The 22,968-nt window shown below is 70.0% G+C and carries 20 protein-coding genes and 1 pseudogene; 7 read left to right on the forward strand and 14 right to left on the reverse strand.

Features of this window, described 5'->3' with window-relative positions:
- Positions 1 to 3: 3 nt before the first annotated feature.
- The 3 genes from ACWEKR_RS22680 to ACWEKR_RS22690 all read right to left on the reverse strand — a co-directional run bounded on the left by ACWEKR_RS22680 (position 4) and on the right by ACWEKR_RS22690 (position 3,351).
- On the reverse strand, positions 4 to 585 hold the full coding sequence (locus ACWEKR_RS22680) for a DUF2771 domain-containing protein (RefSeq protein ID WP_452356158.1): 582 nt from the start codon (positions 583 to 585) through the stop codon (positions 4 to 6).
- Positions 582 to 2,486, reverse strand: a complete 1,905-nt coding sequence (locus ACWEKR_RS22685) for an MFS transporter (protein ID WP_452356159.1) — start codon at positions 2,484 to 2,486, stop codon at positions 582 to 584. The genes ACWEKR_RS22680 and ACWEKR_RS22685 overlap by 4 nt, the downstream gene beginning before the upstream one ends.
- Before the next feature lie 91 nt (positions 2,487 to 2,577).
- The gene (locus tag ACWEKR_RS22690) at positions 2,578 to 3,351 is read right to left on the reverse strand and encodes a glutaminyl-peptide cyclotransferase (RefSeq protein ID WP_452356160.1); all 774 of its coding nucleotides are present in this window, start codon (positions 3,349 to 3,351) and stop codon (positions 2,578 to 2,580) included.
- Positions 3,352 to 3,398: 47 nt separating this feature from the next.
- Here ACWEKR_RS22690 and ACWEKR_RS22695 point away from each other — a divergent pair.
- Positions 3,399 to 4,095 (forward strand): annotated as a pseudogene (locus tag ACWEKR_RS22695) (DUF3027 domain-containing protein); the annotation flags it as partial.
- Positions 4,096 to 5,431: 1,336 nt separating this feature from the next.
- On the forward strand, positions 5,432 to 8,518 hold the full coding sequence (locus tag ACWEKR_RS22700; RefSeq protein WP_452356245.1) for a sacsin N-terminal ATP-binding-like domain-containing protein: 3,087 nt from the start codon (positions 5,432 to 5,434) through the stop codon (positions 8,516 to 8,518).
- 45 nt (positions 8,519 to 8,563) lie between these two features.
- Here the strand turns inward: ACWEKR_RS22700 and ACWEKR_RS22705 are convergent, their stop codons facing one another.
- Complete coding sequence (locus ACWEKR_RS22705) at positions 8,564 to 9,181, reverse strand: TetR/AcrR family transcriptional regulator (RefSeq protein ID WP_228829715.1); 618 nt, start codon at positions 9,179 to 9,181, stop codon at positions 8,564 to 8,566.
- 126 nt (positions 9,182 to 9,307) lie between these two features.
- Here ACWEKR_RS22705 and ACWEKR_RS22710 point away from each other — a divergent pair, with 126 nt between their 5' ends.
- Positions 9,308 to 11,365, forward strand: coding sequence for a neutral/alkaline ceramidase (locus ACWEKR_RS22710; protein ID WP_452356161.1), 2,058 nt, complete (start codon positions 9,308 to 9,310; stop codon positions 11,363 to 11,365).
- A gap of 8 nt (positions 11,366 to 11,373) precedes the next feature.
- On the opposite strand, the gene ACWEKR_RS22715 is transcribed toward ACWEKR_RS22710, so the two are convergent.
- Positions 11,374 to 11,613: a DUF2530 domain-containing protein gene (locus ACWEKR_RS22715; protein ID WP_159843316.1), complete on the reverse strand. Its 240-nt coding sequence runs from the start codon at positions 11,611 to 11,613 to the stop codon at positions 11,374 to 11,376.
- Between the two features lie 115 nt (positions 11,614 to 11,728).
- Between ACWEKR_RS22715 and ACWEKR_RS22720 the strand changes: the two genes are divergently transcribed.
- Positions 11,729 to 12,166 (forward strand): MarR family winged helix-turn-helix transcriptional regulator, encoded by a 438-nt coding sequence (locus tag ACWEKR_RS22720; protein WP_452356162.1) that lies wholly within the window; start codon positions 11,729 to 11,731, stop codon positions 12,164 to 12,166.
- Between the two features lie 25 nt (positions 12,167 to 12,191).
- Here the strand turns inward: ACWEKR_RS22720 and ACWEKR_RS22725 are convergent, their stop codons facing one another.
- The 3 genes from ACWEKR_RS22725 to ACWEKR_RS22735 form a co-directional block, all read right to left on the reverse strand.
- On the reverse strand, positions 12,192 to 12,485 hold the full coding sequence (locus ACWEKR_RS22725) for a hypothetical protein (RefSeq protein WP_452356163.1): 294 nt from the start codon (positions 12,483 to 12,485) through the stop codon (positions 12,192 to 12,194).
- A 133-nt stretch (positions 12,486 to 12,618) separates the two neighbouring features.
- Complete coding sequence (locus ACWEKR_RS22730) at positions 12,619 to 13,020, reverse strand: YccF domain-containing protein (RefSeq protein ID WP_452356164.1); 402 nt, start codon at positions 13,018 to 13,020, stop codon at positions 12,619 to 12,621.
- A gap of 39 nt (positions 13,021 to 13,059) precedes the next feature.
- Positions 13,060 to 14,265: a GNAT family N-acetyltransferase gene (locus ACWEKR_RS22735; protein ID WP_452356165.1), complete on the reverse strand. Its 1,206-nt coding sequence runs from the start codon at positions 14,263 to 14,265 to the stop codon at positions 13,060 to 13,062.
- Between the two features lie 112 nt (positions 14,266 to 14,377).
- Between ACWEKR_RS22735 and ACWEKR_RS22740 the strand changes: the two genes are divergently transcribed.
- Together ACWEKR_RS22740 and ACWEKR_RS22745 are read left to right on the forward strand one after the other, a co-directional pair.
- Complete coding sequence (locus ACWEKR_RS22740; protein ID WP_452356166.1) at positions 14,378 to 15,181, forward strand: TrmH family RNA methyltransferase; 804 nt, start codon at positions 14,378 to 14,380, stop codon at positions 15,179 to 15,181.
- Between the two features lie 70 nt (positions 15,182 to 15,251).
- Positions 15,252 to 15,551, forward strand: coding sequence for a DUF2537 domain-containing protein (locus ACWEKR_RS22745; RefSeq protein ID WP_195085660.1), 300 nt, complete (start codon positions 15,252 to 15,254; stop codon positions 15,549 to 15,551).
- A gap of 19 nt (positions 15,552 to 15,570) precedes the next feature.
- Here ACWEKR_RS22745 and ACWEKR_RS22750 read toward each other — a convergent pair whose 3' ends face one another.
- The 3 genes from ACWEKR_RS22750 to serC form a co-directional block, all read right to left on the reverse strand.
- The gene (locus ACWEKR_RS22750; protein WP_452356167.1) at positions 15,571 to 16,314 is read right to left on the reverse strand and encodes a DUF6928 family protein; all 744 of its coding nucleotides are present in this window, start codon (positions 16,312 to 16,314) and stop codon (positions 15,571 to 15,573) included.
- Between the two features lie 280 nt (positions 16,315 to 16,594).
- On the reverse strand, positions 16,595 to 17,632 hold the full coding sequence (gene sepH, locus ACWEKR_RS22755; protein WP_452356168.1) for a septation protein SepH: 1,038 nt from the start codon (positions 17,630 to 17,632) through the stop codon (positions 16,595 to 16,597).
- Positions 17,633 to 17,843: 211 nt separating this feature from the next.
- Entirely contained in the window at positions 17,844 to 18,968 is a 1,125-nt protein-coding gene (gene serC, locus ACWEKR_RS22760) for a phosphoserine transaminase (RefSeq protein ID WP_159843332.1), read from the reverse strand.
- Between the two features lie 64 nt (positions 18,969 to 19,032).
- On the opposite strand from serC, the gene ACWEKR_RS22765 reads away from it, so the two are divergent.
- Entirely contained in the window at positions 19,033 to 19,671 is a 639-nt protein-coding gene (locus ACWEKR_RS22765) for a hypothetical protein (RefSeq protein WP_452356169.1), read from the forward strand.
- Between the two features lie 25 nt (positions 19,672 to 19,696).
- Here ACWEKR_RS22765 and ACWEKR_RS22770 read toward each other — a convergent pair whose 3' ends face one another.
- The 3 genes from ACWEKR_RS22770 to ACWEKR_RS22780 form a co-directional block, all read right to left on the reverse strand.
- On the reverse strand, positions 19,697 to 20,281 hold the full coding sequence (locus tag ACWEKR_RS22770; RefSeq protein WP_452356170.1) for a polysaccharide deacetylase family protein: 585 nt from the start codon (positions 20,279 to 20,281) through the stop codon (positions 19,697 to 19,699).
- 388 nt (positions 20,282 to 20,669) lie between these two features.
- The gene (locus tag ACWEKR_RS22775) at positions 20,670 to 21,350 is read right to left on the reverse strand and encodes a RibD family protein (protein WP_195085656.1); all 681 of its coding nucleotides are present in this window, start codon (positions 21,348 to 21,350) and stop codon (positions 20,670 to 20,672) included.
- Positions 21,347 to 22,705 carry a helix-turn-helix domain-containing protein gene (locus tag ACWEKR_RS22780; RefSeq protein WP_452356171.1) on the reverse strand — a complete coding sequence of 453 codons (1,359 nt, stop codon included), beginning with the start codon at positions 22,703 to 22,705 and terminating at the stop codon, positions 21,347 to 21,349. Before ACWEKR_RS22780 ends, ACWEKR_RS22775 begins: the two co-directional genes overlap by 4 nt.
- Positions 22,706 to 22,968 lie beyond the last annotated feature (263 nt).

Genomic DNA, 22,968 nt, shown 5'->3' on the forward strand with positions numbered 1-22,968 from the left:
CCGCTATGCCGTGCTGATCGACCAGGTGGCGTGCGGCACGTAGAACTCCCGCCCGGTTTCGTCTCGGGCGAGGATCGGCAGCTGGAACTCGACGCCGACGAGGCGCAGGTCGGGCTCCGGCTTGGAATCGATGGTCAACGCCAGCGCGCGGTCGGGATAGTCGTTGCGGCTGATCACCTGGTCGACTTTCTCGCCGCTCGGCAGGACGTAGACCAGTTGCGCGAGCCACGGCGCGTCGGCGACCTGCTTCGGGAGCGACAGCTGCAAGGGGTAACCGGCGGGAACCTCCAATTCGGCGGTGCGGCCGCGATGGCAGTCCGGCGTGTCGGGAGCACAGCTCAGCGTCGAGAACACCGTGCCGGGCACGTTCTGCTCGGGCAGGACGCTGCAGTGCTGCATGGTCACCGCGCAGTAGCTGAACGGCCGCACGGTGATCGTCTTGCCGTGCGCGTAGGCGGTGAGGGTGACGTCGGGTTCCTCGGCGTTGCGGACCAGCACCACCAGCACGCCCGCGAAGGCGACGGTGAGCACGAGCAGAGCGGCCGCGACCAGCGCGGCGATCGTGCGTGCGTTGAGCTTGCTCACCAGATCGGGTCTCCTTGCCCTCGTCGAAAGCGTTTGGTGTCGCCGCCGCGCGGCATCGGGTCCGGCGCCTGCGGCGCGCTCGCCGGATATCCGTACGGCTGGGTCGTCGGCACCTCTTGGTCCGCGTGCTGGGGACGGTTGCCACCGAGGCCGGGCAGCAGCGAATGACCTCGGAAGCTGAGGAAAGTCTGCACCAAGCCCAGCACGAGGACCGCGGTGACCACCGCGAAGCCCTTCCAGTAATCGGTCGGCAGCAGCACCCCGGCCGCGCCGCCGACCACCCAGCTCAGCTGCAGCACGGTCTCCGACCGGCCGAAGCCGGAGGCGATCGACTCCGGCGGCAGGTCGTCCTGGATCGAGGCGTCCAGCGAGACCTTGGCCAGCGCGCTCGTCGCGGACGCGACCAGGGCGGCCACCGCCGCGCCGAGCAGATTGTTCGCGAACGTGGCGAACAGCGCCACCAGCGCGCACGCCGCCGTGCAGCCGAGCACGATCAGCGCGGGCCTGCCGAGCTCGAGCCGGGCGCCCGTCGCGTTGCCCGTGAAATTGCCGATGGCCGCGGCCGCGCCGACCACGCCGAGCATCAGGGCCTGCTGCATCGGCCGGTGCTCGGTCGCCTTGGCGACGAACGCGACATAGAAGGTGAGGAAGCCGGTCAGCACGCGGATGGCGCTGTTGCCCCACAGTCCCGTCACCACGGCCCGGCCGAGCGGCTGCCTGCGTTTGCGCGGCGGGACCGGCGACTCGTCGCCGGACGCGAGCACCTCGGTGCGCGCGTCGGCGCCGTGATAGCTCAACGTCGCGGGCACCTCGCCCTCGGTCACTTCGACCCAGGACGGGATACGCAGACTCAGATAGGCGCCCGCGCAGGCGATCAGCGCCGCGAAGACCAGTGCGCCGTTCGAGCCGGCGATCGCGGCGGCCAGGCCGGCCAGCGCTCCGGCGCCCAGGGTGCCGCCGACCAGCCCGAACACCGTCAGGCGGGAGTTGGTGCGGACCAGATCGATGTCCGGTGGCAGCACCCGGGGCGTCACCGCGCTCTTGAGCACCGAGAACGATTTGCTGCCGATCATCATGCACAGCGCCAGCGGGTACAGCGCCCAGCTGTCGAACTGGAAGATCAGCACCACCGCCACCACGGTGCGCACCGCGAACGACGTCGCCAGCGCCAGGCGGCGGCCGCGTTGCAGACGATCGAGCATCGGTCCGATCAGCGGGGCGATCACCGCGAACGGCGCGATCGTGATCAGCAGGTAGAGCGCGACCTTGGTTTTGCTCTCCGCGGTGGCGCTGGCGAAGAACAAGGTGTTGGCCAGCGCGACCGCGATGGCGGCGTCCAGGGCGAAGTTCGCCATGGTCGCGTAGGTGAGCGCGGTGAGGCCCGACTTGTCCGCGCCGTCGGCCTTGGCCGCGCGCTGGAAGGTCGCGATGCCTTTCTCGGTGAGCTCCCGGCCGCGCATGGCGGCCACCCGGGTGACCGTGAGTTTGCGTGGCATCCGACGCGCGCCGGCCGCCTCGTTTCCGGCAGGCCGGTCCTGGCCCTGGACGGCGCTCTCGGGTTCGGCGCGATCCGGCGGGTCGGTGGGACGAGGTGGTTGCGGACGGTGCGGGAAGACGTGCCGGGGTGTGCGGTCGAAGGATTCCGGCTGCTCGGCATCACCTCCGCGTGGGAACGGTTTCGTCCGCGGAGGTTCCGGCGACGCTTCCCGCCGCGGCCCCGGTTGCTCGCCACGCTCCGGGGAGCGTCCAGGCCGCGGTCCGAGCGGTGGCAGTGACCCGCGGCGTCGCGGCGCGTCGGGCGGCGGATAGCGGTCGAATCCGGGATGCCGGTCGAACGGCGGGACCTCCTCGCCTTCCCACCGATCACGGTCGGGACCGGAGGGTTCGCGGGGCGTAGTCACGACTCCAATTCTGGCGCACTCCCGTGCTGGGCGTTCATCCGCGCTCCGGGGCGGCGGAAAGTGACCCGTCGTCGTGACCGCCGAGTCGCGCTCAGGCGGGCGTGAAGCGGACCTCGAACATGGTGGGCCAGTTCTTGCCCGTGATCAGGAACCGGTCGGTGCCGGGTAGTTGGGCGATGCCGTTGAGGGCGTCCGCGTCGGCCCGCGCGGTCGCGGGGAGCAGACCGGCGGCGTCGGCGGTCGCCAGCACGGCGCCGGAGTCCGGGTCGATGCGCAGGATCGTGTCCGTCGGCCAGTCGTTGGCGTAGACCGACCCGTCCGCAGCGCACTCGAGTTCGTTGAGTCGCGCGCCGTTGCGGCTGGTCAGTTCGATCGAGCCGGTCGGGGCGAAGGTGACCGGATCGCGGAAGGTGAGCCGGTCGGTGCCGTCGCTCATGACGAGTCGTCCATCCGCGGCGCACAGACCCCAGCCCTCGCCGTCGTAGCGCACCCGGCCGCGTTCGGCGAGGGTGGCCGGGTCCCTGGCGATGGCCACGCCGTCGTGCCAGGTCAGCTGCCAGAGCGTGGCGCCGGCAAGCGTGATGCCCTCGCCGAAGAACGGGGCGGGCAATTCGCTCCTGGCCAGTTCCTCGCCGGTCGTCAGCCGGGACGCCCGCACGCTCGACGCGCCCGCCAGGCCGGTGCCCTCGTAGAGGACGTCGCCGTCGACCTCCAGCCCCTGGGTGAACGCCGTCGGATCGTGCGGACGGGTGCCGAGCACCTCGATGTTCATCCGTGGCGCCGGGTCCGCGACGCCGCCGCATCCACCTACGACGAGCAGACCGACCAGCACACCGATGGCCAACGCACGGCGATTGCGCTCCATACGGCAAAATGTAGGCCGTGAGCGCAGTTTCTGTTTCGGAGTCCGGCGTGCGGCCGATTCTGGCTGATGCCGTCGACCTGGCCCGCCGAGCGCTCCTGGAGTTGGAACCGTCGGCCGTCGGCGCGCACCTCGGCGTGATCGCCGAGGACGAGAGCGCGGCGACCCACCGCTTCGAGGCCACGCTGCCCGGTTATCGCGGGTGGCAGTGGGCGGTCGTGGTGGCCGCCCCGCCCGGCGCCGACTACGCGACGGTCAGCGAGTCGGCGTTGCTGCCCGGGCCCGAAGCCTTGGTCGCACCCGAGTTCGTGCCCTGGGAGCAGCGTGTTCGCCCGGGGGACCTCGCGCCCGGCGACCTGCTCGCTCCGCCCGCCGACGATCCGCGCCTGGTGCCGGGATACGTCGCGACCGGCGATCCGGTGGTCGACGAAGTGGCCTACGAGGTCGGTCTCGGCCGCAGCAAGGTGATGAGCAGAGAAGGCCGCGAAGAGGCCGCCGAGCGCTGGTACGCCGAGTACGGTCCCGATTCGGATATGGCCAAGGCCGCGCCCGCCACCTGCGGAAGCTGCGGGTTCTATCTTCCGCTGGCCGGATCGCTGCGCGCGGCGTTCGGTGTCTGCGGCAACATCATGGGCGCCGACGGGCGCGTCGTCCATGTGGCCTACGGCTGCGGTGCGCACTCGGATACCGAGGTCCCCACCGGCAACGGGTCGCCGCTCTACGAGGCGTACGACGACGCGGCCATCGATCTCATCTCGCTCGAAACCGACCAGGCCCCGCAGAATGTGGCCGGTGCGCCGATGTCCGCTAACGATCGGCTCGCTGCGGCCGAGCAGACGGAGGACGCCGCGGCGACCGCTGCGAGCGTCGGAGACGCTGCGGTTGCCGAGGCCCCTGCGGCTGCCGAGCGCCCGCTCCCCGGCGACATCGTGGTTGCCGACACCGCTGTGGCCGCCGAGGGAAGCGAACGAGTGGACGCCGCAGTGGCCGACACCGCTGTGGTGCCCGCGGCTGTCGCTGCCCCAGACGCCATCCGCGGGTCACGCACGACCGAGGAACCGGCCGTCACGGAGCAGGTCGCCGCTGACGAAGGTGTCGGGTCGACGGAGAACCGCGCCGTCGCGGACGAAATCACCGTCGAATTCCCGAGCGCGACCGACGCCCAACCCGCCGACAGCACGGCCATCGACACCGATGAGGTGAGCGTCGCCGAGGTCAGCGAAATCGACACTTCCGCCGCGTTCACCGAATCGAGCGTTCTGCCCGCTGCGCGGACGGCGCCGAGCGCGGACGCGCCCGCTGTCCACGACAGCACGTCCGATGCCGCTGCGGCTGCCACGATCGGCGCTTCGGACGAGCAGAGCGTGGCGAAGGAAGACACCGGCATCGACCCGGCGCTGGGTTCCGGCGATGCGGCGGACACCACCGCGGTTGCCGGCGAAAGCGGCATCGCGGATGCCACCGCACCGCTCGATACGCAGAGCCCCGCGGGCTATCCGGTGGAGGTCGGTGCGCAGGCAAGTCCGGTCGAAGTCGATTCGATCGCGCACGAGTCGTCCTTGTCGGCGAGTCCGGACGCCGAGGCCGCATCGAGCGAGGCCGGTTCGGGCGCGGATGCGGGGCAGGGCGCAGTTCCCCCGGTGAGTGGTGGCAGCGAGTCCGCATACGTCTCGCCCGACCAGGGCAGGTCCGCTGGGGAAGCGAGCGCGACCGGATCCACTGCGGCCGAGTTGCTCGGTGCCGATGTCGCGGCAGAGGAGCAGGAGCCGAATCATCTCGACGCGCGCTCGGACGCAGCGCAGATCGCGCCGAACGCGGCCGGGTCCACGCCCGCTGTCGAACCACCCGAGCAGCCCTCGTCCGGTTCGCATACCGACCGGATAGGCGACACCGGATCGACCGCGCCGGAGACGAACGTCGAGGAGCGTTCGTCCGACTACGCGCCCCGCGGCGCTTTGGACGCGTCGGTGGCCGAGCAGGGCGACACGGGGTCGCCGGCCGACGACGGGCCCGGTGAACGGCCGGAGTACCGATCATCGCCGCGGAGCTGAGCGAGGCCGCCGACCCGTTCGGCACTTCGGCGCTGCGTGCTGCGGTTCTCGCCGCATGGCGTGATTCGCCGACGCGGCTGCGGGAGGACGCGGCGACCGAGAATGACTTGGTGCGCGCCGGTTACCGCGACCGACTGCTGACCGAGCTGGCGCAGAACGCCGCCGACGCCGCGCGCAAGGCGGGTGTGGCCGGCGCCGTCGTCGTCCGGCTCGACGGCCGTGACCTGTACATCGGCAATACCGGTGCGCCGCTGGACGTCTCCGGTGTGCACGCGCTCACCGCCCTGCGCGCGTCGGGGAAATCGGCGGGGGAGACCGTCGGCCGGTTCGGTGTCGGGTTCACCGCGGTGCTCGCGGTGAGTGAAGACATCGAGCTGCGGTCGGTCTCCGGTTCGCTGCGCTTTTCCCGTGCCGAGACCCACGAAGCGCTGCGCCGCAACGAGATCCGGATACCCGAGGGCACTGTGGGCGAATTCGTCCCGCCCGCGTTGCGGTTGGCCTGGCCCACCGGGGCGCGACCGTCGGAGGGGCTCGACACCGAGGTGGTGCTGCGGTTGCGCGCGGACGTCGACGCCGACGCGCTATTGGCCGCGATGCGCGCCGAAGCCGTCGACCTGCTGCTGGAACTGCCCGCGCTGCACCGCATCCGTATCGGCGCGGACGAACTCGTCAGCAGCGCCGAGGACATGGGCGGCGGCATGCACGAGGTATACGTCGACGGTCCCGGCGACGTGCAGCGAACCTGGTGGCAGTACCGCACACCGCGCGCCCGCTGGCTGCTGCCGGTGCGCGACGGCAGGCCGGTGGCGGCCGCCCCGGACGTGCTGCGGGCGCCGACCAGATCCGATGAGGAACTATCCCTGCCCGCGCTGCTCGTCGCGGACATCCCGATGCAGCCGGACCGCCGTAGGCTGCTGCCCGGCGCCCGGCTCACCGAACTGGCGGTCGGCTACGCCGAGTTCGCCCGTGCCCTTCCGCCGCGCGATCGTCTCGTGCTGGTTCCCGCACCCGGTTTCGCTCGAAGCGAGGCCGATGGGCTATTGCGCGAAGCATTGCTGCGGGAATTGCAAACGCATCCGTGGCTGCCCGTGAGAGCCACCCGTCGGCGCACTGATCGGAAAAACTCCTCTGACACGGCGCGGCTCGCCGCCGACCTCGAGCCCGGCACCGCGGCCGATGCCGAATGGGACGGCACCGCCTCGCTCACCGGTGACGAACTGCGGCAAAGAGATGCGCAAGCCGTGGCTCGTACGGAACCGCCGGACGAGCCGGTCGTCGAACCTGCCGCCGCGTCCGGCGATCGGGCGCAAGCGGCGATCCGGGCGCCCGACGGGTCGAGTGCCGGGTTCGGCGCCGAACCGGGCGATATCCGGACTGCCGAGCCGATCGCCGCTTCGAGCGGCAGGTCGGCACCCGCCGAACCGGGCGTCCTGGAGCCGCCGTCGACCACCGCGCCACCGCAATACCTGGACGTCGCCGTCCCCACCCGCGCGTATGTCTTCGCCGGTCTGACCTCGGAATTGGCCGACCTGCTGGACGAGGTGGTCGGTCCCCTGGTGATTCCCGACCTCTCCGGCCGGGCGCACACCGAGGCCATGGCTGTGCTCGACGTGCACCGCCTCGGTCTGGCACGGCTCGCGGAATTGTCCGGCGGCTTGGATCGGCCGCCGAGTTGGTGGCGGTCGTTCTACGCCGCGCTGGAACCGTTCGCCGGAGATCCGCTCGCGGCGGAGGAACTCGGCGCGCTGGCGGTGCCGCTGGCGGACGGCAGGCTCGTCACGGGGCCACGCACCGTGGTGCTGGACGATCAGCTCGAGGTCGCGATCCCGGTGCATTGGGCCCGGCTGGCGCATCCCGAGGCCGCACATCCCCTGCTGGCCCGGCTCGGCGCGCGCTCGGCCACCGCCGAGGATCTCCTGACCGACCCGGGCTTGCGCGCCGATCTGGAGGACCACCCGGACGACCCGGACACCGCCGACGCCATCCTGCGTCTCGCCGCGCACGCCGACCGAGAGACGCTGCCGCCGTGGCTGAGTTCGCTCGAATTGTCCGATCTGGAGGGCGAACTCCGGCCCGCCGACGAACTGTTGCTGCCCGGCGCGCCGTTGCGTGAGTTGCTCGTGCCCGACGCGCCGTTCGGCACGGCCGATCCGGAGCTGGTCGACCGCTACGGGGCGGACGCGTTGCGCGCGGTCGGCGTCGGCTGGGACTTCGGTGTGGTGGTGGAGGCCGATCCGACCGGACCGGACCATGATCTGGACGACGAGGAACACTGGTGGTCCACGTTGCCGGACGATCCGCCGGAGTTGGTCGCCGTCCGCGATCTGGATCTGGTCGACGACGCGGCGTGGCCGGAAGCGTTGCGGCAGTTGGCCGCGACGCCGCGCACCCGCCGCCTGCTCATCGACGCCGACGGCTATACCGCGTGGTGGCTGCGCCGATACGCGCGGATCGACAGCACACCGCTGGGACTGTTCCGCCATCCCGCCGACGTCGAATTCGACGGACTGTTACCGGTATTCGCCGTGGCCGGTGTCGACCCGGACGCCTGCCGCGCCGTCCTGGCCGATCCCGACACGATCACCGAGGAGCTGGCTGCCGCGCTGCTGGAGGCGCTGGCGGATTCGTCGAGAACACCCTCCGCGGAGGTGGTTTCGCGAACCCACGCGCGCTTGGCGGCTGCCGTCGCCGCGGAGCGGCTCGATCTCGCCGATCTGCAACCGCCGGATCGCGTGCGCGCGCTGTCCGGTGTCGTGGCCGACCCGGCAGACGTCTTCGTCCTCGACCGGCCGTGGTTCGGTTTGGCGGTGCCTGCGGATCGTCTGGTAGTCGGCGATACCGAAACGGCCTCGGCCCTGGCGGCTCTGCTCGACCTGCCGCTGGCGTCCGAAGCGGTGACCGCCGAGGTGATCGATACCGGTCGCCGCACGACGTGGGCGGCGGAGCCGCTGGGCATCGTGCTGCGGCAGCTGTTCGCCGTGCCCGCGCAAGCTGGCGAGCTGGTCGTGCACCGCGACCTGACGGTGCGGCTGAGCGGTGCGATCGAGGCCACCGTCGAGGTGCCCTGGTGGCAGACCGGCTCGGCCGTGCACGTCCGGGCACCGCACCTGCGCGGTTGAACCGCACCTGCGCGGCTGAACCGCACCTGCGCGGCTGAACCGCGGCTACTGCGCCGCGTATCCGGTGAGCATCTCGCTCAGCAGATCGAGCTGGCCGCGCACGCTCTCGCTGTCGTTGTCCACCAGCCAGCGCAGCACCACACCGTCGATGACGTTGAGTGTGAACCGGCTCAGCGTCTGCACCGGGACCGACCACGTATTGCCGGTCGCATCGCGCGCGTGCTCCAGGATGTCGGCGACGGTGGAGTCGTTGAAGTTGTACTGTTCGCGCGCGATCGCCAGTTTCGCCGGGGTTTGCTCGCCCTCGCGCAATGCGTAAGTGGTGGTTTCGTAAGTGAGCAGCTGCCGTTCCGGAGTGGCTTCAATGTTCAGCCACATGAGTTCCAGTCCCGCGCGGATCAATTTTTGAAGGGCTTCTTTTCCACTTCCGACGTCCTGCCATACCGTTTCGTTTGCGTCGACGGAATCGCGCAATTCCATCGACAACGCTTTGACCAGCTCGGTCATCAGCGCGTCCTTGTTTTCGAAACAGTAATGCACCACACCCAGCGAGACACCGGCCGCCTGAGCGACATCGCGCGTGGTCACGCCCGCGACGCCCTTTTTCTCGGCAAGACCGATCGCGGCCTCGATAAGGTGGGCCCGTCGTTCTTCGACGCTCAATCGGGAGGACACCCAAGGGAGTTAAGCGCCCATGGCCCCCGCAGTCAATTCGCCGGCCGGAAAAAATCGGACTGGACGAGTGACCAGTTGTGTGGTTCGCTGCATCGGGACAGAAGGGAGACGGGTATGCCGGTGTCACGCAGAACTGTTCTGGCCCGGACCGTGCTCGGTTCCGCGACCCTCGCGGCCGCGGCGGTGCCCGGGATGAGTGACGCGCTCGGCGTTCCGGCGGCCGCCGCCCCGGATTCCGGCGACTACGAGATCGGCGTCGGCATCTCCGACATCACCGGCCCGGCCGCCGAATGCGGGATGATGGGCTACTCCCAGCTCGAGCAGCAGACCGCGGGCATCCACCTGCGCCCGCGCGCGCGGGCGTTCATCATCGGCGGCGCGGGACGGCGCGTCGTCTTCGTGGTCGCCGAGAACGGGATGATCTTCCAATCCGTGCACCGGGGCGTGCTGACCGAAGTGGCCCGGCGCTTCGGTGGGCTCTACACCGAGCAGAACGTCCTGCTCACCTCGACGCATTCGCACGCGACCTGCGGCGGCTCCAGCAACGACTACGCCTACAACCTGTCCATCCTCGGCTTCCAGCAGCAGGTGTACGACGCCGAGGTGAACGGGATCGTCGAGGCGATCGCCGCCGCGCACGCCGATCTCGGCCCCGGCTCGCTCGCGCTCGGCCGCACCGAGTTGCACAACGCGAGCGTGAACCGCTCGCGGGTGGCGTGGGAACTGAACCCGCCTGCGGACAAACAGCATTTCCCGGAGGCCATCGACCCCGCGGTGACCACGCTCGTCCTGCGCAAAGGCGGCGCGACGGCCGGGACCATCACCTGGTTCGCCACGCACAACACGTCCATGACCAACGCGAACCGGCTGATCAGCTCGGACAACAAGGGCTATGCCGCGTTCTCCGCCGAGCACATCGAGCACGGCGTGCGCTACCTGGACGGCAAGCCCGAGTTCGTCGCGGCCTTCGCGCAGACCAACGCCGGGGACATGTCCCCGAATCTGAACCTGCGTCCGGGCTCGGGGCCCACCGAGGACGAGTTCGAGAACACCCGCATTCTCGGCGAGCGTCAGTACGTGGCGTCGAAAGACGCGATGGCGCAAGCGCGCCCGCTCTCCGGACCGGTCGACGCGATGCTCTGCTACATCGACTTGGCGGACATCGCCGTGGACGGCCGTTTCACCCCGGACGGCCTCCCACGACGCACCGCGCCGGCCGCGGCGGGCGTCTCGCTGATCGCGGGCAGTGTCGAGGACGGTCCGGGCTTGCCCGGCGGCCCGATCCCCGAGGGCGTGCGCAATCCGTTCGTCGCGGCGCTGGGCGAGCCCGCCCAGCCCGCGCCGGACTGGCTGGCGGACGCGCAGGCGCCGAAAGCGATCGCGGTGCCGCTCGGGCTGCTGCCGCCGGTGGCGTGGGTGCCGAATGTGCTGCCGATTCAGCTCGTCCGCATCGGCGAGCTCTATCTGGCTGCCGCGGGTGGCGAGTTCACCATCACGTCGGGCCTGCGCATCCGCCGCGCTGTCGCCGCGGCGCTGAACGTTTCGCTCGAGCGGGTGCTGATGCAGGGATACGCGAACGCCTATCACGAATACGTCACCACGCCCGAGGAATACGACTCCCAGCAGTACGAGGGCGCTTCGACATTGTTCGGTCGCTACACCTTGTGCGCCTATCAGCAGGAGTTCACCCGCCTGGCCGCGGCATTCGCCGCTCGCAGCCAGGTGCCGCGCGGCCCTGCGCCCCGCGACGTGTCCCAGCTACAGCCGAACGTCCAGCCGGGCGCCGGTCCGGACGCGGCCGCACCGGGCCGCGGGTTCGGTGACGTCCTGGTGCAGCCGCGCCCGTCCTACGCTCCTGGAGAGCAGGTTCTGGCCGAATTCGTCTCGGCGCATCCGAAGCACGACAATCGCCGCAACGGGACGTTTCTGGAAGTGCAGCGCAGGACGGCGTCGGGCACTTGGGCGCGGGTGGCCAACGAGGGGGAGTGGGCGGTGAAATACCACTGGAGCAAGCGCGGGCTCGCCGAGTCGGTGGCCCGATTCACCTGGGACATCCCGGTCGACGCCGAACCGGGACGCTATCGCTTCCAGCATTACGCGACCCGCCTGGATCCCGATGGCGCGCTGTACCCGCTCACCGGCACGACCGACGAATTCCAGGTCCGTCCGTAAGCGCGCAGTCACAGACCCGTTTGCGCGCCCTTGTCCCCGCGCCGCGCGCCGCGCCGCTGGACCAAATAGATCACGAGTGCGATCAGCCCGACCACCAGTCCCATCAGGCAGACCGGCCGAGCCGACGCCCACCGGTCGCCGCCCGCCCACACCACGACGGTGGCGATCAGCCACAGTGCGCTGCCGACCGCGAGCACGGGGCGCGGATCGGTCAGGCGCGGCGGCAGCTGCGGGACTTTCTGTGTCACGGGCCCAGCCTAATCCGCCCTGCTGGGTGCGGCGCTGCGGCCGAGCGGAGCGGAGTGGTCGCGGCCTGGCGGGAAGCCGCGACCGGCCGCCCATGGTCCCGTATCGTTTGGCACTGTGACAACGCCATCGGATGTCAGAGCCCTCGCTGGTGAGCTCTCGCTGGCGGTCGTTCGACTGACGCGACACCTGCGCGGCCGTCGTGCCGACTCGCAGATCTCGCTGACTCAACTCTCCGCGCTCGCCACCCTGGCGCGCGAGGGCGCGATGACGCCGGGTGCGCTCGCGGCGAAGGAACGTGTGCAGCCCCCCTCGATGACCCGGGTCATCGCCTCGCTCACCGACCTGGATCTGGTGGAACGCAACCCGCATCCGACCGATGGCCGTCAGATCATCGTGTCGTTGTCCTCAGCGGGCCGCGCGCTGATCGCCGACGAGGCCAGCGCGCGGGAGGCGTGGATGACCGAGCAGCTGTCGACGCTCACCGAGGAGCAGCTGGTCGTGCTAAACCGCGCCGTGGCGATCATGAAGCAGATCGTCGCGGAATCCGAATGACCCCTGCGGGATTCGGCGGCAGGGCTCAGCGGTTCGCCCGCACCAGCCGCAGGACGATCCCGCCGCCCCACCGCAGCAGGCCGCCCGCGATGGCCAGGCACAGGACGAAGGCCGGATAGACCAGCACCCCGTAGTCGTCGGCCCAGCGGGGCAGATGGGTGAACTGGGTCGCCGCGCCGATGAGCAGTAGCAGCCCCAACGTCACGGCGATCGGCGCGAGCGGCGCGGTGTCCGAGTCGGGCCTGCGGGCGGTGCGGTCGGTCATGGTGGAGCCCTCCCGTGCGGTCGGCTCGGCGCCCGCTCGGGGCGCGTTGGGCACTGGAAAAAAATCAGTTACCTTCTAGCTAACCTTCGCACGGAGGTGTGATTTCGTTAACACCATGTGATGCAGATCACAAATGTGTCGCGAATGGGGCTCTGCCCGGCGCGCCCCCCGGACCGGATGCCGGCGGCTACCGCGCGCCGAACGGCTGATCGCTGTCCACGATCTCCCGTCCGAGCGGGAACAGCGAGAGCGGGATGAACTTCAGGTTGGCCCAGCCGAACGGGATGCCGATGATCGACACGAACAACGGAATGCTGGTGAGCAGATGGCCCAGCGCCAGCCACCAGCCCGCGACGATGAACCAGATGATGTTGCCGATCAGCGACCCGGCGCCGGCCCCCGGCTTCTCCACGGTGGTCCGGCCGAACGGCCACAGCACGTAGGCGGCGATCCGGAACGACGCTATGCCGAACGGAATCGTGATGATCAGGATGAAGCAGATGATCCCCGCCGCGATGTAGCCCAGCGCCAGCCAGAACCCGGCGAAGATCAGCCACAGGATATTGAGAACCAACTGGATCGGCTTCATGAGACCAGCATGCCAGCCCGCGGGGCGTGGTGCGCGGCGTCAGAAGAACCAGCCGAGCATCGCGTCGCGCTCGGCGCCGAAGGCGTCGTCGAGCGCGCGCACGTGCGCGGAATTCTTGCTCCGCAACCGGTTCGCCGCGGCGAACACGCGCGCGGGGTGCGCGCCCAAGTACATGCTGCCGAGGACGTCGATGCCGAGCTCGATGTCGGGCGCGCGATCGGTCGGCTCGCATTCCGCCTGCCCGTTGCGGACGCGCAGTGCGAACGTTCCGCCCGCGTTCCGGAAGGGATCGGTCACCTCGAGCGTCACCTCCAGATCGCTAAGGTAAGCGCGTGCGGTGAGCGCCGCGGGCACGTCCATCAGGCGAAGCCACAGACCGTCGTAGCGTGCGGTGGTACGCACCAGCCGGGGATCGGTCAGCAGATAGGGCAGCGGGTCGTGGTCGGTGAGCACCGCGTCCACCCGCCGCGTCAGATCGAGCCCGAGCAGGGCTCGCCACAGGGCCGCGTGCGCTTCGGCGGTGACCGTCCGCATCTCGACCACGTCGACCGTCTGCGCCCTGTCGTCGGAGTGGAACCGGTACAGCGCGTAGCCGTCGGCGTGCAGAAGTCCGAACAGCGTGGTGCCGCCATCGCGGAAACGTTCCGGATCGTCGAAAACGATGTCCCAGGCCGCCGCCGGGCGTACCTGCGCCCCGGGCGTCAGCCTGCGCCAGCGGTCGTAGATCGCATCCGCCGCCGCGCGCATTTCGCTCGGCGGGCGCAGCGTGACGCCGCCGGGATCCGGCGCCGACGGCAGGAATGCCGCGAACCGCCGGTCGATGCCAACGGCGTTCTCCCGCGTCACGGGGCCGTAGCCGAACCGGCCGTAGATGCCGCCCTCGCTCGCGGTGAACATGGTCAGCGGCAGCCCGGCCGCCTCGACGCGCCGGTGCTGTTCGGTGTACATGGCGCGCAGGATGCCGCGCCGCCGGTGGGTCGGCGCCACCCCGACGGCCGCGATGCCGCACGCAGGCACAGTCCGTTCGCCGGGCACCGTGACCGTCATGGTGGTGGACTGCACGTGCCCGACGATCTGCCCGTCCTCGACCGCCACGATGCTGTTCTCCGGTGGGAACAGCAGGGGTATCCGCTCCAGCTCGGCCGGGTCGTAGCGAGTGCCGAACGAGGTCTCCACCAGCGTCGTGATCGCGGGTCCGTCGTCTTCGGTGGCCGACCGGATGGTGATTCCCTGGAGGGTCGTCATGCTCCGACCATCCCACGTTCGCGCACCCGCCCGCACCAGGTTTTCCGTGCTCCGCGACCGCCCGGCGAACGCCGATTCGGACCCGGCCGCGACCGTTCGGCAGGATGGAGCGGTGGCCGAAGTGATCGACATCGATGACCCCGCCGACCCTCGGGTCGACGACTTCCGCGATCTCAAGTCGGCCGATCGCAGGCCCGATCTGCCCGGGCGCAAGGGCTTGGTGATCGCCGAGGGTGTCGTGGTGGTCCAGCGGATGCTCGACTCGCGCTTCGCGCCGTCCGCGCTGCTCGGTGTGGAGCGCAGGCGCGCCGAACTCGCCGACGATCTGATGGCCGTCGACGTGCCGTACTTCCGGGCGACGGCCGAGGTGATGGCCGAGGTGGTCGGTTTCCACCTCAACCGCGGCGTGCTGGCCATCGCCCGCCGCCCCGCCGAACTCGGCATGGACGAGGTGCTCGAGCAGGCGCGCACCGTCGCGGTGCTCGAAGGCGTCAACGACCACGAGAATCTCGGCGCCATGTTCCGCAACGCGGCCGGGCTCGGAGCCGACGCGATCCTGTTCGGCGACCGCTGCGCCGACCCCTTGTACCGCCGGGCCGTCCGGGTCTCGATGGGCCATGTGCTGCGAGTCCCGTTCGCGTCCGTGCCGGACTGGCCGGGTGGACTGGATATACTGCGCCGCAGAGGATTCCAGATCATTGCCCTCACTCCTGACGCGGCGGCGGCGAATCTGGCGGCGGCGATGACGGGGGAGCGGGTGGCGTTGTTGCTCGGGGCCGAAGGGCCGGGGCTGACCGAGGCGGCCATGCGGGCCACCGATGTTCGCGCGCGCATCCCCATGACGCCCGGCACCGACTCGCTCAATGTCGCGACCGCGGCCGCGATGGCGTTCTACGAGCGGGTGCGCACGGCATGAGCGGTCAGGCCCGGAGGAGGCAGCGCAGCGTGACCACGCAGGGCCCCGCTCATGCCGGAAAGGACACGGCATGACCGGACCGTATCGGCCGTATCCGTCCGACCAGGACCCGACGCCGTGGGGCGCGGGCCTCACCGTGGCCGTCATGGTGGCGCTGCTGGCGGCGGTCGCGGTGTATTCGTTCGGGGCCGCGCTGGCCGAAGTGCACCCGTTGCTCGCGGTGGCGGTCAACCTGGTGGCGGTCGGCGGCGCCGCGCCCACCGCGTGGCGCTGGCGGTTCGCCCCGGTGACGCGGTGGGTGATCGGCGGCGGCGCGGCAGGTGTGCTGCTCGGATGGATCGTGCTGTTGATCGGCGGATCGGCCGCCTAGCACCGGCGGGCTGCCGCGTTCAGCCGACCGGGTCGTGGCCGCGCAGCCAGCCGAACAGTCCGCGCTTACGCGCGCGCGTATGCGCTGCGGCCTCGGTCGAGCCGCGAACCGGGGGGTCGGGCATCTGGCCCTTCGGGTACAGCGCGAACTTGCAGACGGGAATGTCACCCGGCACGAGCGCGCGGGGCGCGACAGGCCCGCGGTAGTGGAAGCCCAGCCATTCGTTGTTGGCCGCGTCGGCGAAATCGGGTGGGTCGAAGGGCAGCGCCTGGGGGTCGGGCAGTTCGCCCGCGCGCCAGCGCACCGGATGTTCGCCTGCCCAGTACGGCCGTTCCCAGACCAGCGGAAGTCCTTCGTCCTCCAGGATGCGCACCCGGGTCGAGCTGAAGGCTCTGCGGAATTCGCCGCGCTCCCAGTGGGCGAACGCGCCCCAACCGTGCTCGAGGTCGAACGACACCAGATACGTGTGTTCCGAGGCCAGCGGCCGCACCAGCAACTCCGGGATCTCGGTCGGGTGGATACGCGCGGCTTGGGCCGAGCACAGCACCGTCACGCCGGGAAAACAGCCGATGCACACCTCGTCGGTTCCGGGTCCCGCGCAACCCGCCAGGGTGCCGACCATGATCGGCCGCACATCGCGGTCCTCGTGCAATTGCTTCGCCAATGCCAGTGCGGCTTTGGGATCCGGATCGTGGTTCGCGCGCAATACCGTCAGAGCATCGGGTGCGTCGACGTACCAGAGCGAGCAAGCCTTGGATAGCATCCGGCACCTCCCGATAGCTGCACGAATCGACTCCGCGAACTTCGAGCGAACGCCCGGCTGCGCCGAACGGCCACCGCAGGGGTGGCTCCTGGCGCCGACGCGCGTCGTCGACCACACCGAAAATTTACTCGCCACGGACCGGCCCCGGTGCGGCTTCGCACCGCGAACGCCGGTTCGTAATCATCGATTTCGCGAGGCAGCGCTATCGCCAGAGGGCGGCCGACGCACGAGGGCTTCCACGTCCCGTCGGCGACCGATCGACGGCTCGGAAGGCCGACGCTCAGTGACCGGAGCTGCGCACTCCGAGCAGTACATCCTCCCACGACGGCATCGGAGCCTTGCCGCGCTTGCTGCGACTCGGCTTGGCCGGGGCCTTCGCCGCGGGTTTCGCAGGCTCCTCGGTGGGGGCGGGCGCCGGCGCGGCGGTGTCCGCGGGGGTGGACGTGGTGGCCGTCGCGGCGCCATTGGCGGGCGCGGCGGTAGCGGCGGCGGCCGGGGCCGCGGTGGCGGGCGCGGCGGGCGTCGAGCCGTTGCCCGCCGGGATCGCGGCGGCGCTGCCGCCGGCCGCGACGGCCCGCTGTTCGTAGTACTCGTCCAGCGTCGGCTGGCTCTGGCGGCTCGCGGTGCGCGCCGGCGGCGCGGCCGGGGCGGGACGCGGTTCGGCCACCGGCTCCGGCTGCGGCGCGGCCGGTTCGGGCTCGGGCGGCGCGATCGTCGCCAGGCCGCGCAGGGCGCGGCCGAAATCCGGATCGATCAGATCGGAGGCCGGGTCGTCGAGCGGGGAGACCGAGCCACCGTGCGCGTCCGGCTGGTAACGCCAGTGCGCGGCGATCTCGGATCGTCCGTTCTGCCACTGCAACTGGGCGACCCAGTAGCCCTTCTCGTCTTTCCAGGCATCCCATTCGGCACCCTCGATGTTGTGCCCGCGCGCGGTGAACGCGGCGGTGACCACATCAATCAGAGTGTCCACGGCGGGGCCGTCGGGGCGCACCGGGTGCGCCTTCTGGGCGAGCTCGGCGGCGCGGGCTCGCTCCAGTAGCACCGGATAGGCGAATCGCTCGACGCGACTGGCCGGCATTCCGGATTCTTCGGTGACCTGTTCCACGGAGGCCCCTGCGCGAATACGGGCCTGGATATCGCGGGGACGCATAGTTGCTTCCATTTCGATCTCAATCTGGCCGAATCGGGCAAGGTCTCCGCGCGCGGCGGCTCGCAGTTTGTCGTCGGCGGGCAGCCGGAACTTCTGACCGGACTCGGTGTCGATACACACGATGTGCGTGGAGTCGGGCGTCACCCCGATCACTCGAAGTTCACGCACCGTTACCTCCTTATCGCGTCGACTCGCGACACCGCCCACTTTCCGAAACAGTAGTGCACATCTGAGATTCATGGGGCAGGACACGCGGCACGGAAATCTCTCGGGAGACGTCCGTGCCCCGCTAATCTGCTCTGTTCGCTCGGCTACGCCTAATTCTGCGGCGTGTCGATCCCGGGCGTGTTGCGGCCGTCGGGGTCGAAATATGCGGCCGTCAGCCGAGATTCTGCACGACCCAATCGATGGCGCGGGTCAGCTGGCTGACGTCGTCCGGATCGATCGCCGGGAACATGCCGATGCGCAGCTGGTTGCGGCCCAGCTTGCGGTACGGCTCGGTGTCCACGATGCCGTTGGCCCGCAGGATCTTCGCGACCTTGGCCGCGTCGACCGAATCGGCGAAGTCGATGGTGCCGACCACCTGCGAGCGGTGCGCCGGGTCCGTGACGTACGGGGTGGCGTACTCGCTCGACTCGGCCCAGGAGTACAGCCGCGAGGAGGAGTCCAGCGTGCGCTTGACCGCCCAGTCCAGACCGCCGTTGCCGTTGAGCCACTCGATCTGGTCGGCGAACAACAGCAGGGTGCCCAGGGCCGGGGTGTTGTAGGTCTGGTCCTTCGTGCTGTTGTCGATCGCGATCGGCAGCGACAGGAAGTCGGGGGTCCAGCGGCCCGAGGCCTTGATCTCCTCGACCCGGGCCAGTGCGGCCGGGCTCATCAGCGCGACCCACAGGCCGCCGTCGGAGGCGAAGCACTTCTGCGGCGCGAAGTAGTACACGTCGGCGTCGGTGATGGTCACCGGGAGGCCGCCCGCGCCCGAGGTGGCGTCGATGGCGATGAGCGCGTGCTCCGAGCCCGCGGGCCGCCGCACCGGGATCGAGACGCCGGTCGAGGTCTCGTTGTGCGCCCAGCCGATCAGGTCCGCCGACGGGTCGGACACCGGCTCCGGCGCGCTGCCGGGCTCCGCCGAGACCACGATCGGGTCGCCGATGAACGGATTGCCCTTGGTCACCGCGGCGAACTTCGAGCTGAACTCACCGTTGGTCAAGTGCAGCGAGCGCTCGCGGACCAGGCCGAACGCCGCGGCGTCCCAGAATGCGGTGGTACCGCCGTTGCCGAGCACCACTTCGTAGCCGTCCGGCAGGCCGAACAGCTCACGCAAGCCGGAGCGCACGCGCGCCACCACGTCCTTGACCGGCTTCTGCCGATGCGAGGTTCCGAACACCGAGGCGCCGACGTTCACCAGCGACTGCAGCTGCTCCGGACGCACCTTGGAGGGGCCGCAACCGAACCGTCCGTCGGCGGGCTTGAGATCGTCGGGAATGGTCGGAAACGCAGAGGTCATGGCGAACAGGGTAGTCGGTGGTGTCGCTGTGGCGACGCCCACACTCCGGCTAACGTAAGCGCCCATGAGCATGCCCTCAGCTAACTCGGGGTGGCGACTGCGCGAGCGAGCTCGGAATTTCCGGCTGCGCGGAGCGACGGTCTCGGACGCGATGCGACGAGAGTTGCTAATCCGGGGGGAAGCGGGGACCGCGACGATCCTCGGTGTACGTCCGCGGCGCACCGAACCGGGGCACGTGTTCTGGGTCCGGGTGCAGCTGGCCGGGGAGTTCCCCTACGAGAGCCGGGTGCGGCAGCGGGTGGCCGACGCCGACCTGGAATGGATGCGCCCGGGCGACGTGGTGTGCTGCCGAGTGGACCCGCGCGACCGCGATCGCCTCGTGCTGTACGTGCCCGGCATCGAAGAATCCGGCCGCGCGAGCATCGCGAAAATCCTCGCCGACGGCCGCCGCGCGGACGCCACCGTGCTAGCCGCCGCGCCGGTCGCGGCCGACTATTCCGGGCGTGACGATCCCGTGCTGCGGCTGGACCTCGAACTGCGGGCCTGGGACGAACCCAAACCGTGGCGGGTGCGGCTGGTGCAGCCGGTGCCGTTGAACGCCATCCGCCTGGTGGACCTCGGCCAGCATCTCGAGGTCGCCTTCTTCGAAGTCGACCACGGCGAATCGGTCGCCGTCGACTGGCTCGCGTCGCTGGAGGAGTGAACCGCGGGTTGATCGGGTCGAGCGCCTACAGATGCACGAAGGTGAAACCCATCGCCCGGATCTTCGGCAGCGCCGCGATCATGCCCGCCGCCGTCCCGGAGTGCGGCCGGTGCATGTGGGCGAGTGAAATAGCGCCCGGGGCAACCGCACTCATCGCCGATTGCACCTCGGTGGCCGAAGCCGTCGCGCCGAAATCGGCGTTGATACTGAAACCGACCGGGATTTCCCCCAATTCGCGAACGATAGCCACGGCCACGTCGTCGTAATGCGCGGTGCCCGCACGGAAGAATCGCGGCGGCCTGCCCGCCAGCTTGGTCAGTAACTCGTGGTTGGCCCACACTTCGTCGGCGGCCTCCTGCGCCGAGCGTGTGCCCGCGATGCCATACGCTTCGCGGCCGTTCACCGAAAGCGGTTTGTGCGCCACGCCGTGATTGGCCAGTTCGAACAGTGGATTCGCTGCCAATTGCGCGGCCCGCGCCCGGTTCGCATCGATCCAGCGCTTGTTGAGGAACAGCGTCGCCGGAATCCGCTCGCTGATCAGGAAGTTCATTAGCGACTCGTCGATATCGTTGTTACCTGGCCCGCCGCACGCGTCGAAGGTGAGCGCCACTTGTTTGCCCGCGGCCGCGAAAGCACTTGTGATTCCCGCCATCTCGACGCCCCAGTGGCTCGGCTGCATCCCGGCGTACCGGGTGGCGACAGCAGGCGCCGGTGCCGACCGCGCGCTCGTGGCGGGCGCAGCCGACGTTTCGGCCTGGGCGACGGACGTGATCGGTGTGGTGCCGCATCCGGTGGCGGCGAATCCTGCGGCCAGTACGGCCCCGGCGCCGAGCATTTGGCGCCGCGATATTTCTTTGTCCAGCATTCCTCGAGTCCTCTTGCTTGCCCCGGATGCTACGCCGGGGTAGTGCTCGGCCGGATCCTCGACGTACTCGAGGCGGCCGCGATGGGCGAGGAATACCAGCCGCCGCAGGACGATGCCGACGACCGGTACCGACCTACGCCTTCACGTGGTAGCGCAGTACCGCGACGTCGCCGAGCTGAGTAACGTCGACCAACCGCATCCGCCGCGTCGAACCGCCCGGGAATAGTGCCGGATTCACGAACCGCGGCGCGCGGGGGTCGCCGACCAGGATCGGGCCGATCGCGAGATGCAGCTCGTCGGCGAGCCCGGCCGACAGAAACGCCGTGTGCATGTGAGAGCCGCCCTCGACCATCAACCGGCCGACGCCCCGGGCGCCGAGGTCGTCGAGCAGCGCACCGAAGTCCACCGTCTCGCCGAGCGCGACGACGTCCGCCAGTTCGCCGAGTTGTTCGCGCACCTTCGCTGCGCCGGCGTCGATCGTGTAGACCACGGGCCGGTGCTGGTCGGTGCCGTGGTGCCAGAATTTCGCGTCCGGCTCGAGGTTGCCGCTGTCGGTGACGGTCACCTTCAACGGCTGCCGGCTCCGGCCGGCTGCGGCGCGCTCGGCCTGGCGGTCGTCGCCCTTCACGATGAGCCGGGGATTGTCGGCGCGGATTGTGCCTGCCCCGATGAGGATGGCGTCGCACTCGGCGCGGACCTGGTCGACGCGGTCGAAGTCCTCGGCGTTGGACAGCAGCAGCCGTTCGGCGGTCGTATCGTCGATGTAGCCGTCGATGCTGGTCGCGACAGACAGCAGCACGAACGGCCGGGTCACGAGATGACCGCCCAGCGCTCGGCCGCCGCACGGAATTCGGCGACCTCGGGCAGATGCGGCGCCGACAGCAACTCATCGACGGCGCGCACGTTCCGCAGGACGCGTTCGGATCCGGTGCTGACGCCGACCTGCATCGCGGCGAGGCCCAGCGTGGCGGCGGGCTCTGCCTCACCCGCGTGCGCGTACGCGAGCGCCTGCCGCGAGGTGTAGACAGCTTCATCGCGCGTGAACCCGGACTGCATTCCACCGATCGCCCGCGCGAACTGGTCGATCGCGGCCCGGTAGTCGCCCAGCGCCGCGTGCCCGTGCGCCTGGTGGGCGTCGATGTACGGCTCGTCGAGGAACCCACCCCACACCGGATCCGTGTCGGCGCCGTCCGCGAGCGTGCGCGCCCGGTCGAACGCGCGAGCGCTGCCCGATCGGTCACCGGCCAGCGCGGCACCGTACCCGGCGAAGGTCGCTGCCACCGCAGCGAAACGCGTTCCCGGCGGTGCGGCGCGTTCGGCGGCCTCCGCCAACTCCATTGCCTCGGCACCGTCTTCCATGTCGTTCGCGATCTGCGCCTTACGGATCAGCGTGGCCGCGATGCAGTAGTCATCTCCGAGCTGATGCGACCAGGTCAGCGCGCGGTCGGTCCAGTGCCGAGCGCGCGACCAGTTACAGGCGTCCTGGTACAGCCACGCCGCGAACTCCGCGTAGAAGATCCGTATCCGCTGCATCTCGGCGGCGTCGCCGATCCCCGCGCGCCGCAGCTGGTTCATGATCTCGAGGTTCTGCTCGACCAGTGGGATCACCGACTGGCCGCCGTAGAGGTTGTCGCTCTCGATGAGCGCCAACCGGAGCGTGCGGAAGTGGGCGGGATGGTCGACGTGACTGTGGGCCAGGGCTGCCGCGGGCTTGGCGCCCACGGCGGCGGCTAGGGCTCCAGCTCCGAATCCTGCGACGACGGTACGACGTGGGAGTGACACGAGGACGACCTCTCCGGCGGCGGTCCGGGCGCGCACCCAGACCTGATCAGCATCACCAGCACCCGACGCGATCGGCACCAGCCGAGCGGGGGTGTCATTCGCCAGCGTAACTGTTGCCGGGGGACCGTCCTGGGGTTCGTTTCGCTGCGATCCGATTTCGGCCAGCGCCCGCTCGAAGCGGGCGATCACCTCCGGCGACGCTTCCACGAGCGCCTTGTCCAGCAGTTCCCGGCTGCTCGGCCGCATGTGCGCAGAGACCCCCTGGAGCTCCCAGTTGGTGACCGACCGCGCCGAGATCCCCGTTCTGGCTGCGAACTTCTCGACGCTGAGGAGCATCGCATCGCGCAGCGCTTTCGATTCCACTCCGGTCCAGCGATAGATGATCATCGGCTCGCTTCAGCCCCCTGCTCGTGCCGCCGTGGTGCTTCGAAAATTACACCCGGTCACCCGCATCCCCTCTCCAATCGCTCAGGAGATGCTGCGAAGTTGCGTTACAACTGCATCGCTACTGCCTAGTCGCTTCGACCCGCCGCGGAGACGCTGAGATAGCACACAGGTGCAGGGCCGCAGGCGATCCCCGCATCCGTCTCGGATACGTTCCCGGCCGCGCGGGAGGTCTTGGTTGGAGCTGCGCGGCCGGTTCCGGCGCT

The sequence above is a fragment of the Nocardia sp. NPDC004573 genome (genome assembly GCF_053602135.1).